At 41.4% G+C, this 16718-nt stretch carries 15 protein-coding genes; 5 read left to right on the top strand and 10 right to left on the bottom strand.

Annotated features, from left to right (window positions below; all coding sequences use genetic code 11):
• Positions 1-11: 11 nt before the first annotated feature.
• The 7 genes from ACNKW3_RS12190 to ACNKW3_RS12160 form a co-directional block, all read right to left on the bottom strand.
• Positions 12-1235, bottom strand: coding sequence for a lytic murein transglycosylase (locus ACNKW3_RS12190; protein ID WP_427399572.1), 1224 nt, complete (start codon positions 1233-1235; stop codon positions 12-14).
• 79 nt (positions 1236-1314) lie between these two features.
• Positions 1315-2532, bottom strand: coding sequence for a polyhydroxyalkanoate depolymerase (locus tag ACNKW3_RS12185; protein WP_427399571.1), 1218 nt, complete (start codon positions 2530-2532; stop codon positions 1315-1317).
• A gap of 111 nt (positions 2533-2643) precedes the next feature.
• The gene (locus ACNKW3_RS12180) at positions 2644-2985 is read right to left on the bottom strand and encodes a phasin family protein (protein ID WP_427399570.1); all 342 of its coding nucleotides are present in this window, start codon (positions 2983-2985) and stop codon (positions 2644-2646) included.
• Positions 2986-3015: 30 nt separating this feature from the next.
• Positions 3016-3693: a TIGR01841 family phasin gene (gene phaP, locus ACNKW3_RS12175; RefSeq protein WP_427399569.1), complete on the bottom strand. Its 678-nt coding sequence runs from the start codon at positions 3691-3693 to the stop codon at positions 3016-3018.
• 182 nt (positions 3694-3875) lie between these two features.
• Positions 3876-4319 (bottom strand): polyhydroxyalkanoate synthesis repressor PhaR, encoded by a 444-nt coding sequence (gene phaR / locus ACNKW3_RS12170; RefSeq protein WP_427399568.1) that lies wholly within the window; start codon positions 4317-4319, stop codon positions 3876-3878.
• Between the two features lie 68 nt (positions 4320-4387).
• Entirely contained in the window at positions 4388-6169 is a 1782-nt protein-coding gene (locus ACNKW3_RS12165; protein WP_427399567.1) for a PHA/PHB synthase family protein, read from the bottom strand.
• A 30-nt stretch (positions 6170-6199) separates the two neighbouring features.
• On the bottom strand, positions 6200-6436 hold the full coding sequence (locus ACNKW3_RS12160) for a DUF6489 family protein (protein WP_427399566.1): 237 nt from the start codon (positions 6434-6436) through the stop codon (positions 6200-6202).
• Between the two features lie 145 nt (positions 6437-6581).
• Here ACNKW3_RS12160 and mrcB point away from each other — a divergent pair, with 145 nt between their 5' ends.
• The 5 genes from mrcB to ACNKW3_RS12135 all read left to right on the top strand — a co-directional run bounded on the left by mrcB (position 6582) and on the right by ACNKW3_RS12135 (position 13632).
• Positions 6582-8897 (top strand): penicillin-binding protein 1B, encoded by a 2316-nt coding sequence (gene mrcB / locus ACNKW3_RS12155; RefSeq protein WP_427399565.1) that lies wholly within the window; start codon positions 6582-6584, stop codon positions 8895-8897.
• 225 nt (positions 8898-9122) lie between these two features.
• Positions 9123-9461 carry a P-II family nitrogen regulator gene (gene glnK / locus ACNKW3_RS12150; protein ID WP_101182143.1) on the top strand — a complete coding sequence of 113 codons (339 nt, stop codon included), beginning with the start codon at positions 9123-9125 and terminating at the stop codon, positions 9459-9461.
• A 39-nt stretch (positions 9462-9500) separates the two neighbouring features.
• Positions 9501-10751, top strand: a complete 1251-nt coding sequence (locus tag ACNKW3_RS12145) for an ammonium transporter (protein WP_427399564.1) — start codon at positions 9501-9503, stop codon at positions 10749-10751.
• Between the two features lie 329 nt (positions 10752-11080).
• Positions 11081-12688 carry a gamma-glutamyltransferase gene (ggt, locus tag ACNKW3_RS12140; RefSeq protein ID WP_427399563.1) on the top strand — a complete coding sequence of 536 codons (1608 nt, stop codon included), beginning with the start codon at positions 11081-11083 and terminating at the stop codon, positions 12686-12688.
• Between the two features lie 17 nt (positions 12689-12705).
• Positions 12706-13632 (top strand): Dyp-type peroxidase, encoded by a 927-nt coding sequence (locus tag ACNKW3_RS12135; protein ID WP_427399562.1) that lies wholly within the window; start codon positions 12706-12708, stop codon positions 13630-13632.
• 7 nt (positions 13633-13639) lie between these two features.
• On the opposite strand, the gene hemL is transcribed toward ACNKW3_RS12135, so the two are convergent.
• From hemL to ACNKW3_RS12120, 3 genes are all read right to left on the bottom strand, one after another.
• A complete protein-coding gene (gene hemL, locus ACNKW3_RS12130) occupies positions 13640-14926 on the bottom strand; it encodes a glutamate-1-semialdehyde 2,1-aminomutase (protein ID WP_427399561.1) in 1287 nt (428 codons plus the stop codon).
• A 5-nt stretch (positions 14927-14931) separates the two neighbouring features.
• A complete protein-coding gene (locus tag ACNKW3_RS12125) occupies positions 14932-15945 on the bottom strand; it encodes an aspartate carbamoyltransferase (protein WP_427399560.1) in 1014 nt (337 codons plus the stop codon).
• Between the two features lie 89 nt (positions 15946-16034).
• Positions 16035-16670 (bottom strand): TetR/AcrR family transcriptional regulator, encoded by a 636-nt coding sequence (locus tag ACNKW3_RS12120; RefSeq protein WP_427399559.1) that lies wholly within the window; start codon positions 16668-16670, stop codon positions 16035-16037.
• Positions 16671-16718: the final 48 nt, after the last annotated feature.

Raw genomic sequence — 16718 nt, 5'->3', positions numbered from 1 at the left:
CCACCTTTGTATTAGCCGTTGGATTTTTCTGCTAGCAAACTTTGGGTTTGAGGTGAAGGAAATCCATCTGCAACCAAGCCATTCGCGGCTTGAAATTGACGAATTCCTTCTCGAGTAGCTGGACCCATTACACCATCAGCTACGCCTACATCGAACCCTAAGGCGTTTAAACGACGCTGTACGACTGCCATTTCACTGATGCTAAAGGCCGGAATGTCGGGTAATTCTGCTACTAATGCGGTACCACCTTTAATTCTGGTGGCCAATCTTCCTACCGCTATTGCATAAAACTCTGAATTGTTCCAACGCATTATGGTTTTAAAATTATCATAGGCTAAGAACGCAGGACCCTGATGGCCCGCTGGGACGACTAATTTAGCCATAATATCGCTGTCTCCAATAGAATTCCCATTGGCTCGAGTAATACCTAATTTACGCCATTCATTTACTGTTTTACGATCGGAATTGGCTAACTTATAGTCAAATCCCTCAGGTAGTAACACTTCTCTGCCCCAGCGCAATCCAGGCTGCCAGCCAAGTTTCCACAAAAAGTGAGCGGCCGATGCTAAGGCATCCTTTTCACTGTTCCATAGATTTGCTACCCCATCACCATCTCCGTCAATAGCATAGCTAGTATAAGATGATGGCATAAATTGTGTGTGTCCCATTGCACCCGCCCAAGAACCCTGCATTTCTTCTTTTACTAGTTTTTCACGGTCCATGAGTTTTAACGCTAGAAAAAGTTCTTTCGTGAAGAACTCACTTCGACGTTTGTCACAAGCAAGTGTCGCTAGGGAGTCTAGCGTAGACATATTCCCTTTGTAGCCGCCATAGTTAGTTTCAAGGCCCCAAAATGCAATTAAATAATGACCGGGAATACCATATTTGCGAGTGAGTTCATTTAAAAACTCTTTGTACTCAGCATATTTTTCTTTTCCCTTATCAATACGCCATTGATTAACGCGTTTGGAGTAATAAGAGGGAAATGTGGATATAAATTCTGGCTGACTACGATCTAGCTCTATAACCCGAGGCACAAAATTTAGATTGGCAAATTCTTGTTTGACCCTTTGTGGATCTACCCCGTTGTCGATAGCTTGACTTGCTTTTTCGGTCAGGCAAACAGGGAAGGCCGCTTGTTGAGCTGAAATCTCAGCGGCTAATTCATTGGCTTGAGCTGCGCTGGCGCTCAACGCGCCAGCCAACATAATGATAGAAGAAACAATATTTTTCAAAGACTTTCCTTGAAATAAACAACCTTATGAGAAGTTAGTTTGCACTTTACCCAAAAGGTTTCATTGTCTCAATGCAATTTTACTCGTACTTGTGAATAAATTCGGTCACTATTGGTCGAATATTCTTACGATACATAGAGCCACTAAAAATACCATAGTGTCCTGCACCTACCTGTACGTGGTGCTTACGCATGTTTTTCGGAATATTCTTGCAGATGTCTTGTGCAGCTTCCGTTTGCCCCAAACCACAAATATCATCATTTGCACCTTCGACAGTTAATAACGCAGTTTCCTTAATGGCATCAAAGTTCACTTTTTTGCCGTTATAGGTAATGGTTTGTTTAGCAATTTCATTGTTTTTAAAGATGCGCTCAATGGTTTCCAAATAAAACTCAGCTGGCATATCTAATACTGCCATGTATTCGTCATAGAAAGCTCTGAAACGATCAGCATCTTCTTCTTGACCGAACAACAGGTTTTGATAGAACTGCGCATACTTCTTCATGTGATTTTGGCTGTTCATGGAAATAAAACCGCCAAGTTGCATAAAGCCTGGATATACTTTTCGACCTTCTCCGGGATAGCCGACCGGAACTTGCATAATGGCTACATTTCTAAACCAAGCCATGGAATGATCATGAGCAAACTCGTTTACTCGCGTAGGGTTGCGCGAAGTGTCCAAAGGACCAGCCATTAGGGTCAATGATGCTGGCACATTTTTGTTTCCTTCTTCTGCCATAACTGCAGTGGCAATTAAAGCCTGCACAGTTGGTTGACAGATCGCAATCATGTGCGTGCCTTCACCCAAATGATTCAAAAATTCAATTAAATAAGAAACATAGCAATCAAAACTAAAAGGTCCGGCTTCTAATGGCACTTCTCTGGCGTCTGCCCAATCTGTGATATAAATTTCATGGTCAGGCAGCAATGCATCTACTGTGCCTTTGAGCAGTGTTGCGTGGTGCCCAGATAAAGGAGCAACAAGCAAGACTCGGTTTTTAGAGGGATTACTTAATTTTTTAAAATGAATGAGGTTACAAAATGGTTTGGCTAGTGCAATTTCTTCTTGAACCTTAACCACACCTTTATCCGTTTTTACCTCTTCAATGTCAAACCCAAGCTTGTCATAACGCTGAGTTAACCTCATCACTGTTTCCAGTGACGCTTTTGTCATTCTACCCGTCCAGGTATGTGCAATAGGGTTAAGCGGATGAGAAACCATATCGTTCACAATGCTCAATCCCTCGGTCATCATCTGACCCGTTCTCGCCATAATGTCATAAGCTTGATATTGCATAATACACCTTCCAGTTACAAAAAAACTCCAATCAAGACGGTTAGCGTCTTTAGGATTGAAGTTTATACTATTTCATAGCAAATTAGGCTACCCAAAGGGTAGCCATTAGTATTATTTAGCTACTTGAAACTTCGCAGTCATTTCTTCGCTTAAATCTTTAAGCATTGAACCTGCTTTTTGCTGAGCACCAGAAACCAAAGTGTAAGTTTCTTTAGCTGACTCAGTGATAGTTTCTTGTAATGACTCGAAGTAAGCTTTTTGAGCTTCAGCAAGACTCATTACGTCTTTTTGTTGGCCTGCTTTTTCAGCAAAAGCAACACCTTCGCTAAGCATTTTAGTGAATAAAGCGTTCTGCTTTTCTGCAACTTCTTGCATGGTAGTCATGTTCAAAGTAGCTAATTCAGAATAAGGCTTCATTGATTCTTTAAGTTGGTCATTAAATTGTTCAAACATAATAGTTTCTCCTAATGGACTTTAAATTGATTAATCTTTTTTAGGTGCGGCTTTTACTTCGTCAGCCTTTAAATCCGCAACTTTGGCTTTTGGTTTAACCGCTGGTGTAGCTTCAGGTTTAGGTGCCGCTTTCACAGTTGTTTTACTAGCAGTAGCCTTAGGTGCTGGCTTTGCTGCCGCTTTAGTCGTTGTCGTAGCCTTAGCTGCAGTGCTGGTAGTCGCTTTTTTAGTTGTCGACTTTGCTGGTGCCTTCTTTGGCGCCGCTTTCTTTGGCGCCGCTGGTTTAGCAACCGGCGCTGCTTTCGCTGCTTCTTTTGTTACTGTCTCTGCTTTTTTAGTCGCAGTAGCTACTTTCTCAACCGCCTTTTCAACTGCTTGTTTAGCGTCAGATGAAGCTTCTTCAATGCTTCCTTTTACCAGCTCTGTCATTTGTTCACGCACTTCGTTTAATGTTCCGTAAGTGCTTTTGGATGCACTGGACATACGTTCGCGAATCGATTCTGCATAAACAGAGTGGGCTGCTATTACACCTTTCAATTCAGATTGTGTGGTAACGGTTTCCACTAATTTTTTACTGTCATCCATCAACCCTTTGAAAAAGAGTGTTTGTTGACCAGCAATATCTGTCATCGCCTTGGCGTTCATTTCTAACAATGAACTAGCAGGTTTTGTAGATTTCTTGAATTGTTCTGAAAAATTGCCAAACATGGTATCCTCCGAAAAATTGATTCATTGCGAAATTACAAATTGCTGCGCTGCAACATCGCTGTTGTGTGAATAATAACCAATTTGAGAATCAGATCAAGGATTATTTTGTTGCAGTGCAACATTTTTCAGTGGTTTTAAGGTAACTTATTGAAATAAATCAATATTTAATTTATTAAACTGGATTAACGTTTCTTTTGCCAAGCTTGAAAGCTTTGTTCCATCATCTGGTTGAACACATTGAATGGCGATTTTTCCACCATATTTTTCATCATGCCCTGTACTTTATCTTGTTGATCAATAAATTGAAGAATGCTCTGTTCTAGATATTGACGAACAAACACTTGCATATCACTGTCGTAGAAACGAATCAGTTGTTTCAATAGAGCGTCTGTTAATAAAGATTCAGCATCATTGGTTTCTGATTCACTGATGATTTGCAGTAACACGCTTTTGGTAATATCGCTTTCAGTTTTAGAATCAACAATTTTGAATTCCTGATGATTGTTGATCAGGGCTTTTACATACTCTAAGTTAACGTACTTGCTTGCTGAAGTATCGTAAAGTCTTCTATTAGGGTATTTTTTTATAACGACCAAAATCAATCCAAAATTTGTAAGCTTTTGCACAGAATACGTATTTTCTGTGCAAAAAGCTATCAGCATAAGCGTTTTGATATATCAGGCGAATATAATCTCTAATCTAAAATACGCTTAACATATTGTCCGGGCGCATCTTCTAATGCCGGATAAAACTCATGTTCACCTGGCACAATAGGCTTAACTCTAGTGCCAGAATGCGGTTTTAACCATGCATGCCAGTCTTTCCACCACGAACCCACTTGTTCTTGAGCTCCTTTTTGCCAATCTTCCGCTGTTTCAGGAAGCTCGTCATTTATCCAATGGGGATATTTGCCGCCATCGATGGGATTAATGACACCTGCAATGTGTCCAGAACCCGCAAGTACAAATCTGGGCTTACCTGATACTAATTTTGTACCTTCGTAAGCGGCTTGCCAAAGTACAATATGATCAGCAACTGAGGATAAAAAGTACGTTGGCATGTCGATATTGGAAAGATCAATCTTGATACCATCGACTTCTACCTTGCCAGGTTCAATAAGTGCATTCTCCCAGTAGGTCATGCGTAAATACTGTTTAAAACAAGCCGCTGGAATATTGGTAGAATCACTGTTCCAATAGAGAATATCAAAAGGTGCGGGATCCTTACCTTTTAAATAATTTTCAATGAAAAACGACCAAAACAAATTATTTTCGCGCAATAAACTAAAGCTCATTGCAATAATACGACCATCGAAAACTCCCTTTATTTCGGCGTTTTGCTCTATCATTGGCAGCATTTCTTCAGAGAAATAATTGCCTACTTCACCGGGTTCCTGAAAATCTAACAAGGTAGTTAACAAGGTCAATGATTTAATACTCTTGTCACCTTTACCCCTTAGATAAGCTGCTGTGATGGCGGACAGAGTGCCGCCGACGCAAAAACCTGTCAGATTCACTTGTTTTTTGTTGGTGATTTCTTTTACTACCTCTATGGCCGTAATCGGTCCTTCTCGCATGTAATCAAAAAAGTCGGTATCGGCAGAGTCTTTTTCAGGATTTACCCAAGAAATCATAAATACTTGATAACCACTATCTAATAGCCCTTTCACCAATGATTTTTTGGGTTCTAAATCCATTACATAATATTTGTTAATAAATGGTGGGGTAATTAATATAGGCGTTTGATGAGTTGTTTTAGTTGTCGGCGTGTAATGTAGCAGTTCAATGATATCGTTACGGAATACAACTTTCCCTGGCGTATTAGCCAAATTACCACCAATCGTAAATGCCGATGCGTCAGATTGGCGCATTTTTAATGCTTCCAACGGACTGTGTTCAAGATCTTCCAAATAAGCTTGCATGCCTTTTACAAGAGACTGGCCATTAGTCGCCATAATCTCATCACAAACTTCAGGATTAGTCAGAATGTAATTTGTTGGCGACAAAGAATTCACGTATTGACGGGTAAAAAACTGCGCTTGTTGATGCTTTTTCTTATCGGTAAATTCAACTGCATCTACCATGTTAGTGAGCATTTCGGCGTTTAGTAGATAGGACTCTTTAATATAGTGAAAGACAGGATTATTTTCCCAGTCAGCATGTTTAAAACGTTTGTCTTTATTCTGATTGGTCCCGTTTGTCGCTGTTTCAGGCTTTTCTCCCATGAGAGCTTTAGATGCCTGCTGCCAGAGTTCGCTTTGTTTTTGAATATAGTCAAATTGTTGATTGACCAATTTGGACATATCGACTTTAGTTTCGTCCGCAAGAAGATTTTGTAAGCGTTCAAAGTTAAATGGATTAGGCGCAGTTTGTCCTGATTCTTTGCCTGCTCTGGCGAAAATATCCTGGACCATAGCATTAAAAACGGTCGCATATTTATCAATAACTTTTAATACATCTTTTTCATCTGAACCCATAATTTTTGGCCTTATATTGGGTGATGTTGATCACTTGGTGGATGTTTTGGTCATAAAATCCGCTAACATTTTTTGGTAGGCTGCAAATCCTGACATGCCTGATTCCATCGCGGGTTTAATAAAGGTTTCAAACGCTTTGGTGGGATCTTGTTGGCACTTTTTAATCATATCTTCTGTTATTTGATTATGAATCTGGCTAAAATCGGGCAAACCAAAAACTTCTCTGGCTTCGGCGGGTGATAAATCAACTTCAATAGTGACTTTCATAAAAACCTTTGACTGTAAAAAAGAGTTGAACGTTTAGCCTAAAAACATGCCTAAGTTTTGTCCAGTCTTTTCGACTAAGGTATCAGCAAGAATAGTAACCATAACATGTGACCATTGTATTAACTGTTGGGAATAACTTAAAACATTGAAAATTTTGCGTGCGCTATTAGCTCCTTTTAGATGGATCAAACGACATTTCTTCAAACTATTTTTCCTTGGCATAATCGTTGTAGGCAGCTACCTGGTTTACATTGATGCCCAAATAAAGGAACGCTTTGCTGGTAACAAATGGGAAGTACCTGCGCAAATTTTTGCGCGCCCCTTGGTTCTTTCGATTAAGCAAGAAATTACGGTTGCAGAGATTCAGGATGAATTGCGTCTTTTAGGATACCGACAGGTAGCCAAGGCCTCCGAGGTTGGTGAATATAGCCTTGGTAAAGATAGTCTCAAGATTTATCGTCGGGCATTTAATTACGCCGATTTGGTTGCCAAAGAGCGCCTTATTGATATTCGTTGGGACGGCAGTCAGATTTCCCAAATAATTCTGCCTCAAACAAGTCAAACAGCTAAGCGCATCATGTTAGAGCCATGGTTAGTATCGCGATTAGTTGGTGGTTTAACCGAAGATCGAATGCTGGTGTCTAACGACGATATTCCAGCCTTGTTGAAAATAGCTTTAATTGAGGTAGAAGATAAAGACTTCTATCAACATCATGGCGTTGCGCCACTGTCTATTATTCGCGCTTTAATTGCCAACGTGGCGGCGGGACGAACAGTGCAGGGTGGGAGCACATTAACTCAGCAGTTGGTTAAAAACTTATATCTTACCCGTGAGCGAAGTTATATTCGGAAAATACGCGAAGCCGCTATGGCCTTAGTGATTGATTTTCGCTACAGCAAAGAAGAGATTTTAAATGCCTATATAAATGAAGTATTTTTAGGCCAAAACGGTGCGGTCGCGGTTCATGGGTTCGGTTTAGCCAGTCACTTTTACTTCAATAAACCATTAAAAGAATTAGAATTTGAGGAAATTGCCACCCTAGTTGCCATGGTCAAAGGGCCCTCATATTACAATCCTGTTCGATTTAAAGACAGAACCTTAGAAAGACGAAATTTGGTACTAAGGATATTGTTTGAAGAGCAGTATCTGAATAAGTCAGAGTACGAAGTGGCCATTCAAAAACCACTAAAAACCTCAGATAATCCAAGCTTGGCCTCTGGTAAACATCCAGCATTCATGGACAAGGTGCGAGCTGAGTTGGACGACATTGTTGCGGCACCTGAACTAAGGCAATCGGGCGTTAAGGTATATACAACGCTAGACATCAATGCCCAGCGTCGCGCAGAAAAAGCCGTTATTGATACCTTGAAGAGAAAGCAAAACGGTAAACTGCCTGAACTTGAATCTGCAATGGTTGTAAGCGACATTCAAACAGGTGAAATCAGAGCCATTGTTGGGGGTAAAAAAACTGGTTTCGCTGGTTTTAATCGCGCATTACATGCCTTGCGTCCGGTTGGTAGCTTGATCAAGCCTGTGGTTTATTTAACAGCGCTGGAAAATCCCTATTTGTATAATCTGGCGACACCGCTTGAAGATAAACCTGTAGAGTTTAATGACAAAGGCGGCAAAAAATGGCGGCCCATGAATGCTGATAAGGAATTTAGGGGGCAAGTACCTTTGCTAACCGCTCTGACAAATTCCTATAACGTGCCTACGGTTAACTTGGCGACTCAAGTGGGGTTAGATGAAGTTCTGGCAACCTTAAATCGGTTAGGCGCAATAAAAGACATTGAGCCGCATCCGTCGTTAGCACTTGGCGCCGTTGAATTAACGCCGTTGACAGTAAATCAGGTATATCAAACTATCGCAAATAATGGCGAATTGCGTCCTTTGCATGCCTTAAGTGCAATATCTACCCATGATGATGTGCTGATTTGGAAACGAACAGAGAGTTTTCAGCAACGGGCGAATGAAGATGCTACCTATCTGTTAAATTATGCGCTACACAAAGTGACCAAAGAAGGCACTGCTAAATCCTTGGGCGCTACCTTCCCCAATGTTGCTATGGCCGGAAAAACAGGAACAACAGATGATTATAGGGACAGCTGGTTTTCTGGCTTTGACCGTAATTTAGTCGCCAGTGTTTGGTTAGGCAATGACGACAATAAACCGGTTTATATGTCGGGGGCAAGTGGTGCTCTGCAAGTATTTATTGAATTCCAAAAACAACAAACGCCTAAAAACCTATCGCGGAGATTTCCTCCCACTCTAATGATCGCGCATTTTAATGCGGATAACGGAGAGTTGACTACACCCGGGTGTGGAAATGTGATCAGTGTTCCTGCTGTCAGTGAAGCACTCCCAAAAACGGCAAAATGCAACAACCAAGTAGTTGAAACGCCCAAACCCAAAAAAGAGGCTCAGAAGAAGTCTTGGTGGGAACGCTTGTTCGGTGGTTAATTTCAACTTTTTAGTGCAGGTTTGAATCCTTTTAACTTTTTTGCACCAAATTAATGCGAATTTCGCTCTATGCACAGAATTGGAGCGTAAAATGTAACTTTTTGTTTCCTTTTTATCTTTAACCTATTGAATTTAATACAATATTAAATTTGGCATTGCTCTTGAATTAGCCTGAACCAATAACCCAAACGGTTGGGAATAACAACAACTACTCAGGAGCAACATATGAAACTAGTCACAGCCATCATTAAGCCTTTCAAGCTTGATGATGTTCGCGAGGCCATTTCCGAGATTGGTATTGACGGTTTGACCGTTACAGAAGTGAAGGGTTTTGGTCGTCAAAAAGGCCATACTGAACTTTATCGTGGAGCTGAATATCAGGTCGATTTTCTACCTAAAGTAAAACTTGAAATCGCTGTAAACGATGATCAAGTAGAGCGTTTGGTTGAAGCCATTGTTGGTGCAGCAAAAACTGGCAAAATTGGTGACGGAAAAGTTTTCGTCTATGACCTTGAGCAAGCGGTGCGTATCCGTACCGGTGAAGCAGACGCTGACGCACTTTAAGTGCTCAGCCAGTACGGTAACGATTAACGGAGAACAACTATGGAACCAACATTTGAACTCGCTTATGCACTGGACACATTTTACTTCTTAATATGTGGTGCATTTGTAATGTGGATGGCTGCTGGCTTTGCAATGCTAGAAGCTGGACTTGTAAGAGCAAAAAATACGACAGAAATTCTAACTAAAAATATTGCTCTTTATTCAATTGCTTGTCTTATGTATATGATTTGCGGTTATATGATCATGTATGGAACAGGAGACGATCCGTTACACGGAGCGACTGCGTTCCTTAATGGAATAGTCGGTGACGGCGTCGAAGAATTTGGAGATACTTACGCTCCTTCTGCAGACTTTTTCTTCCAAGTGGTTTTCGTAGCCACAGCTATGTCTATTGTATCTGGTGCTGTTGCAGAGCGTATGAAGCTTTGGTCCTTTTTACTGTTCGCAGTGGTAATGACTGGCTTTATCTATCCAATGGAAGGGTCTTGGACTTGGGGTAGTTCAAGTGTGTTTGGTATGTATACACTTGGTGATCTAGGATTTTCTGATTTCGCAGGTTCAGGTATCGTTCACATGGCCGGTGCTGCGGCAGCGCTTGCTGGTGTATTAGTACTTGGTCCTCGTAAAGGCAAATACACTGCTGATGGTAAAATTAACGCTATCCCAGGTGCAAACCTACCTTTAGCCACCCTAGGTACTTTCATCTTATGGATGGGATGGTTTGGCTTTAACGGTGGTTCTGTTTTAGCAACTGCTTCTGTTGAAAGTGCTAACTCAGTTGCTATCGTATTTATGAATACTAACCTAGCTGCTGCTGGTGGTTCAGTTGCTGCATTGCTTCTTGCTCGCGTTATGTTCGGCAAAGCTGACCTTACTATGGCCCTTAACGGTGCGTTAGCAGGATTGGTTGCTATTACTGCTGAACCTTCTGCGCCAACTGCGCTTATGGCTACAATCATCGGTGCTGCTGGTGGTTTATTAGTAGTATTTAGCATTATCGGTCTTGATAAGCTTAAGATTGACGATCCAGTAGGTGCTATCTCTGTTCACGGCGTAGTAGGTCTATTAGGTCTATTAGTAGTACCTTTATCAAACGATGGTTCTAGCTTCTCTGGTCAAATCATTGGTGCATTAACTATCTTTGTATGGGTATTCGTAACCAGCTTGATTGCTTGGGTAATTATCAAAGCTATCATTGGTGTGAGAGTGACTGAAGAAGAAGAGTATGAAGGTGTTGATCAGAGCGAATGTGGTCTAGAAGCATACCCAGACTTCACTACTAAGTCATAAAAAATACAGACACACTGGGAAAACCAAAAAAGAAGCAGTCAAACAGAATAAGAACAAGAAAGAAGAATAATAAAGACTGCTAACCAACTTTGTTGGATATTTTAAAACCCTGCCTCGGCAGGGTTTTTGTTTTATTGCAGGATAAGTTTGCGCTCTTATTTTACAAAACGCATACTATGAAAAGCAGAAGAATAAGATGAAGAAGAATCATGAAGAATAATGCACTACGGCTCCATTTTTTAAATAATGAACTACGGCTCCATTTTTTTGGGGTTGGGTTGTTGCTTTGCTCTTTTACGGCATCTGCTTTTGACAGAATTACCGGGGAGATGTTTGCCACACGTTCAGAGGTGATTGCTCAACAAGGGATGGTGGCGACGAGTCAACCGCTGGCGACCCAAGTGGGTTTAGATATTTTAAAGGCCGGTGGAAATGCCATAGATGCAGCAATTGCTGCTAACGCCATGTTAGGGTTAGTGGAACCAACGGGCAGTGGTATTGGGGGAGATTTATTTGCCATTGTTTGGGACGCCAAAACTAAGCGTCTGTATGGTTTAAACGCCTCTGGCCGTAGTCCTCAATCTCTTTCATTAGACTATTTTCAAGAGCAAGGAATAACAAAAATTCCTAAATTTGGGCCTCTACCTGTATCCGTACCGGGGGCAGTGGATGGATGGTTTATGCTCCATGAACGCTTCGGTTCTGTTGAGATGGAGAAAATACTAGCGCCTGCCATTGGCTATGCAAGAAACGGTTTTCCGGTATCAGAACTCATTGCCTATTATTTTGAGATGAACCAAAAGCGCATAGGGCACTATCCTGGATTCGAAAGCACTTTCACTTTTAATGGTAAAACGCCTCAGAAAGGCCAGATATTTCGTAATCCTAACCTTGCAGCTACCTATGAGAAAATTGCAACCGGTGGGCGTGATGCTTTTTATAAAGGCGATATTGCTCGAACCATAGGGGCGTTTATGGAATCTCAAGGGGGCTTCTTATCTTATCAAGACATGGTAGCGCATTTCTCTGAATGGGTAGATCCAGTATCAACCAACTATCGTGGTTACGACATTTGGGAGTTACCCCCTAACGGACAAGGCATAGCTGCATTGCAGATCCTCAATGTACTTGAGCTTTATGACATTGAAAGCATGGAAAGAGACAGTGCGGAATTTGTCCACACATTCGTAGAAGCAAAAAAACTAGCTTTTGAAGACAGAGCCAAGTTTTACAGTGACCCTGCATTTAATAAGATTCCAGTTGATTGGTTAATCTCCAAACAATATGCTAAACAACGTCAACAACTGATCCACCCAGAAAAAGCTGCTAAACGTTATGATGCCGGCAGATATGAAGGGGACACCATATATCTTACGACCGCAGATAAAGACGGCAATATGGTGTCATTAATACAGAGTAATTATCGCGGTATGGGCTCAGGAATGATACCGACAGATTTAGGTTTTGTGCTGCAAAATAGAGGCGAAATGTTTGCTTTGCAAGAAGGGCACTTCAATCAATTTGAGCCGGGTAAACGACCGTTTCATACCATCATTCCAGCGTTTGTGACACGTAATAATGTACCCATGCTAAGTTTTGGTGTCATGGGCGGCGGCACTCAACCGCAAATGCATGCACAGATCATTGTTAACTTAATTGATTTTGGCATGAACTTACAAGAAGCAGGTGATGCTCCTCGTATTTTACATTCAGGTTCTAGCTCCCCTGAAGGCGATATTATGAATGATGGTGGATATATAAGCCTTGAATCAGGATTTTCGTATAAAACTCGACGTGAATTAATGGAAAAAGGCCACAAAATTCAAGATGTCGTGGGCGCCTATGGTGGTTATCAAGCTATTTTGTTTGATAGCAAACAAACGGTATACTATGGTGCATCAGAGTCCCGCAAAGACGGGCAAGCCGCAGGGTATTAGCGAGAATTATAATAACAATGAGTCAACCACAAAAAGGCGTTTGCGCCGAACCTAACTTACATGCTCAATATTTATTATTTAATGTAGTTGATGATGATTTGTCAGCAATTCGCAGCAAACTAGCTGTATGTTTGGATATTTTCGATTATTACGAAGACGAACATTATGAAGCTATGGTTTCTGGGCTGGTAGGCATTGGCGCAAGTTTTTGGCAAGAGTTGTATCCAGACGCCACACCAGCTGGGTTATCACCTTTTCCTGATATGCAGTCAGAAGATAGATGTGCGCCAGTGATGATTGCGGATATATTTGTACAAATACGTGCCGATCGATTAGACATTTGTCACGAAATAGGGATTAAAATTGTCGATCTCTTTAAGTTGCATACTGAAATGGTAGAGCAGGTGAGGGCATTTCGATATCTCGATGGACGTGATCTCACTGGGTTTGTAATAACAGATGAAAATCCCAGAGGAATGAAAAAACTTGATATTGCAATAGTTGGTGATGAAAATCACGGCTTCCAAGGAGGCAGCTATTTGCATATTCAGCGTTATCGCCATGACATGGCGCGCTGGAACGCGTTGTCGGAATCTCGCCAAGAAAAGATCATGGGTAAAACCCGAGAACATAATTTACCAGTGGTGGATTCAGGGCTTTCTTCCCATGCCTTTAGGACTAAAATTACCGGCCCTGATGGTGAGTACCCTATTTTACTGAATCAAAGCATGCCGTATGGCAATATGAGTGTGCAGGGCTTATATTTTGTTAGTTGTGCCAGACACCCTGAAGCGTTTAAACGCTACTTACACAGTAGAATTTACGGTGACCAGCAAGGACATTACGACCGATTGTTAGATTATTCTAGTGCAGAGACAGGCGCTGCTTTTTTTGCACCTTCTATTACATTTATCAAGCAGCAAGCGGGCTTGCTGCCTGTATAATAGATGATTATTTGTCGATACGAGCGAAAACTCTATCGGCGGCTGCTAGGGTCTCATTGATTATCTGTTCATCATGTAACTTGGACACAAATCCCGCTTCAAAAGACGCTGGCGCTAGGTAAACGCCTTCTTCTAACATACCATGATAAAATTGATTGAACTGCTTGGTATTACAGTTAATGGCTTGTTGATAATTCACGACCTTTTCTACATCGGTAAAGAAGATACCAAACATAGAGCCGGCAAAATTAATAGTCATAGGAATTCCGTGTTTGTGTGCCTTCTCAGCGAATCCCTCAGCAAGTCGTTGGGTATTAGCAAAGAGTTCTGGGTAAAAATCACCCTCTTTGATTTGCGATAAAGCGGCTAAACCTGCTGCCATTGCAATCGGATTACCAGACAGTGTTCCAGCTTGATATACAGGGCCAGTAGGCGCAATGTGGGTTAAAATTTCTCGTTTCCCACCAAAAGCACCAACGGGCATTCCACCCCCTATCACTTTACCTAGACAGGTTAAGTCAGGAACAACGCCATAGTGCTCTTGGGCTCCGCCTCTAGATACTCTGAAACCCGTCATAACTTCATCAAAAATCAACACTGCGTTATATTCGTCACAAAGTGATCTTAAGCCTTCTAAAAAGCCTTCTACTGGAGGAATACAGTTCATATTGCCGGCGACTGGTTCAACTATGATGCAAGCAATATCATTTGGATTTTGCTCAAACGCTTGTTTTACTGATGCAAGATTATTAAATTCTACGGTCAGGGTATGTTTGGCGTAGTCAGCTGGTACACCTGGGGAGGATGGCACGCCAAAGGTAAGTGCACCTGAGCCAGCTTTTACCAATAAAGCATCTGCATGTCCGTGATAACAACCTTCAAACTTAAGGATCTTATTTTTGCCGGTATAACCTCTGGCTAAACGAATAGCACTCATGGTGGCTTCAGTGCCCGAATTCACCATACGCACCATTTCCATGCTGGGGACTAGAGAACTCACAAGTTCGGCCATTATTACTTCGGCCTCTGTAGGTGCGCCATAGCTTAGACCATTTTCTGCAGCATCAATTACCGCTTGTCGAATTTTGTCATTGTTATGGCCTAAAATCATTGGCCCCCAAGATTGGATGTAGTCTATATAACGTTTTCCATCGACGTCCCAAATATAAGGACCATCTGCTTTTTTGATAAATTTAGGTGTACCACCTACAGCCTTAAATGCTCGCACCGGTGAGTTGACACCCCCTGGAATGGTTTTTTGAGCGCGTGCGAATAGGGTTTCTGATTGATTCATAAAGCTTAACTTCTCTTATTTGAATACCAATGAACAGGTCTATCAAAATCGGCAACTTTATCTGCAACACCCAATACAAGGGCGAAAAGAGCCATTCGAACTAAGACACCATTATCGGTTTGTCTGAATATAGCAAGATTAGGGTTCATATTGAGGTCATTATCTAATTCATTTGCCTCTGCTCGAGAATCTCTTGGCAATGGATGCATAATGACAGTTTGGGATTTAAAGTGTTGAGTATAGATTTGTTGGTTAAGTCGGAATTTACCTCGGTAGCGATTTGCATCTTCTTGAGAAGCAAATCTTTCTTCCTGAATTCGAGTTTGGTAGCAGATATCTGCTTCTACCATACCTTCTAATTGTTGACTGATAGTCAACTGGTGCCCAGCATCAGTGATAATGCTGCAAATTTCATCTGGCATACGTAATTCAACCGGAGAAATTAAGGTAAATTGGATATTCTTAAACAGCGTGAGCATTTTCGCTAAACTATGTACTGTTCGACCATGTTTCAAGTCACCAATCATAGCGATGTGCAAATTATCAATACCAGCGCCATAAGAAGCTCTTTCTTTGGCAATAGTGTAAAGGTCTAGCAATGCCTGCGTGGGATGTTCATTTGCGCCATCGCCACCGTTGAGTACAGGTATACGGCTTCCTTCAGCAAATTCACTCACCGAACCTGGTTGAGGATGTCGCATAGCAATTACATCACTATAGCCGCTAAGCACTCTAGCTGTGTCATACAAAGACTCACCTTTGGCTAGTGCTGAGCTACTAATCCCAGTGGTTTCTCGTACCTCACCGCCTAATAAGTTAAAAGCGGTGCCGAAACTCACCCTAGTTCGAGTACTGGATTCAAAAAATAAATTGCCTAAAATCGCACCTTCTAGCACAGTAGTTCGTTTTTCACGATTCGCGTAGGGGCGCATTTTATCTGCCACTCCAAACACTGTTTCTACGGCTTCACGATCAAATTGATTGACGCTTAAAATATGTTGTCCGACAAAGCTTTGCATAATGTATTTTTATAATTAGTTTACTCAAGATTGTAGCAAACATTCATAATAAGGTGTGAGGGATGAAAAATTATTGTTGTAAATTTTTTCTACTTGGCCGCTTGAATTAAGAGCATAAGTTTTTCAGCTGTACGTTTTGCCAAGATTTGCTGATTTTGCTCTGTCATTTCAAAATCCATGTTGAATATGGCGCGCGCATGATATTCACCTTTTAGCATATTAAAAAAATCCATCGAAAGTTCGAGCGACTGATGCTCATCCAGCTTGCTTTCGGGATGTTCTTGCAACAATGAAGATACCAGCATAACGCTGTATTTAGGTCCTATTTCATAAAATAATTCAGCCACATGAGGGTTACTCTTAGACTCTGCAATTACAGTGGCGTACATACTTATTACTTCTGGATCCACCAATAGGCGAACTACACACAACCCAATATTTTCCAACAAGGTCGCTAGCGGTTGTGACAAACTGCAAATATTGCTGTCATCAATTTTGTGCATGCGACATTTCTTTTCGATCACAGCATTAAATAAGACATCTTTATTTGTGAAGTGCGAATACACCGTTTGTTTTGACACGCCACTGTGTTTGGCAACGGCGTCCATTGAGGTTCTTTCAAAACCTTGGGAAAGAAACAAGGTTGCCGCACTGGTTAATATTTTACGTCTTTTTTCGTCACTCTTAGGGCGCCCTGCGGAAATTTTTTTTGCTTGAGAGTGCACTTTGCTACCACCTTAAAGAAACTTTCATATTATCAAACTAGACAGTCT

It is taken from the genome of Glaciecola sp. 1036, from assembly GCF_050306235.1.
Lineage (GTDB): Bacteria > Pseudomonadota > Gammaproteobacteria > Enterobacterales > Alteromonadaceae > Glaciecola.
Note: the sequence above shows the minus strand (reverse complement) of the source record. Positions and strands in the feature narration are given on the sequence as shown.

What these genes read in the sequence shown, in the direction of transcription:
- ACNKW3_RS12185 (WP_427399571.1), bottom strand. Translation starts at nt 2,532, where the DNA reads ATGCAATATCAAGCTTATGACATTATGGCGAGAACGGGTCAGATGATG.
- ACNKW3_RS12180 (WP_427399570.1), bottom strand. Translation starts at nt 2,985, where the DNA reads ATGTTTGAACAATTTAATGACCAACTTAAAGAATCAATGAAGCCTTAT.
- phaP (WP_427399569.1), bottom strand. Translation starts at nt 3,693, where the DNA reads ATGTTTGGCAATTTTTCAGAACAATTCAAGAAATCTACAAAACCTGCT.
- ACNKW3_RS12165 (WP_427399567.1), bottom strand. Translation starts at nt 6,169, where the DNA reads ATGGGTTCAGATGAAAAAGATGTATTAAAAGTTATTGATAAATATGCG.
- ACNKW3_RS12160 (WP_427399566.1), bottom strand. Translation starts at nt 6,436, where the DNA reads ATGAAAGTCACTATTGAAGTTGATTTATCACCCGCCGAAGCCAGAGAA.
- glnK (WP_101182143.1), top strand. Translation starts at nt 9,123, where the DNA reads ATGAAACTAGTCACAGCCATCATTAAGCCTTTCAAGCTTGATGATGTT.
- ACNKW3_RS12145 (WP_427399564.1), top strand. Translation starts at nt 9,501, where the DNA reads ATGGAACCAACATTTGAACTCGCTTATGCACTGGACACATTTTACTTC.
- ggt (WP_427399563.1), top strand. Translation starts at nt 11,081, where the DNA reads ATGTTTGCCACACGTTCAGAGGTGATTGCTCAACAAGGGATGGTGGCG.
- ACNKW3_RS12135 (WP_427399562.1), top strand. Translation starts at nt 12,706, where the DNA reads ATGAGTCAACCACAAAAAGGCGTTTGCGCCGAACCTAACTTACATGCT.
- hemL (WP_427399561.1), bottom strand. Translation starts at nt 14,926, where the DNA reads ATGAATCAATCAGAAACCCTATTCGCACGCGCTCAAAAAACCATTCCA.
- ACNKW3_RS12125 (WP_427399560.1), bottom strand. Translation starts at nt 15,945, where the DNA reads ATGCAAAGCTTTGTCGGACAACATATTTTAAGCGTCAATCAATTTGAT.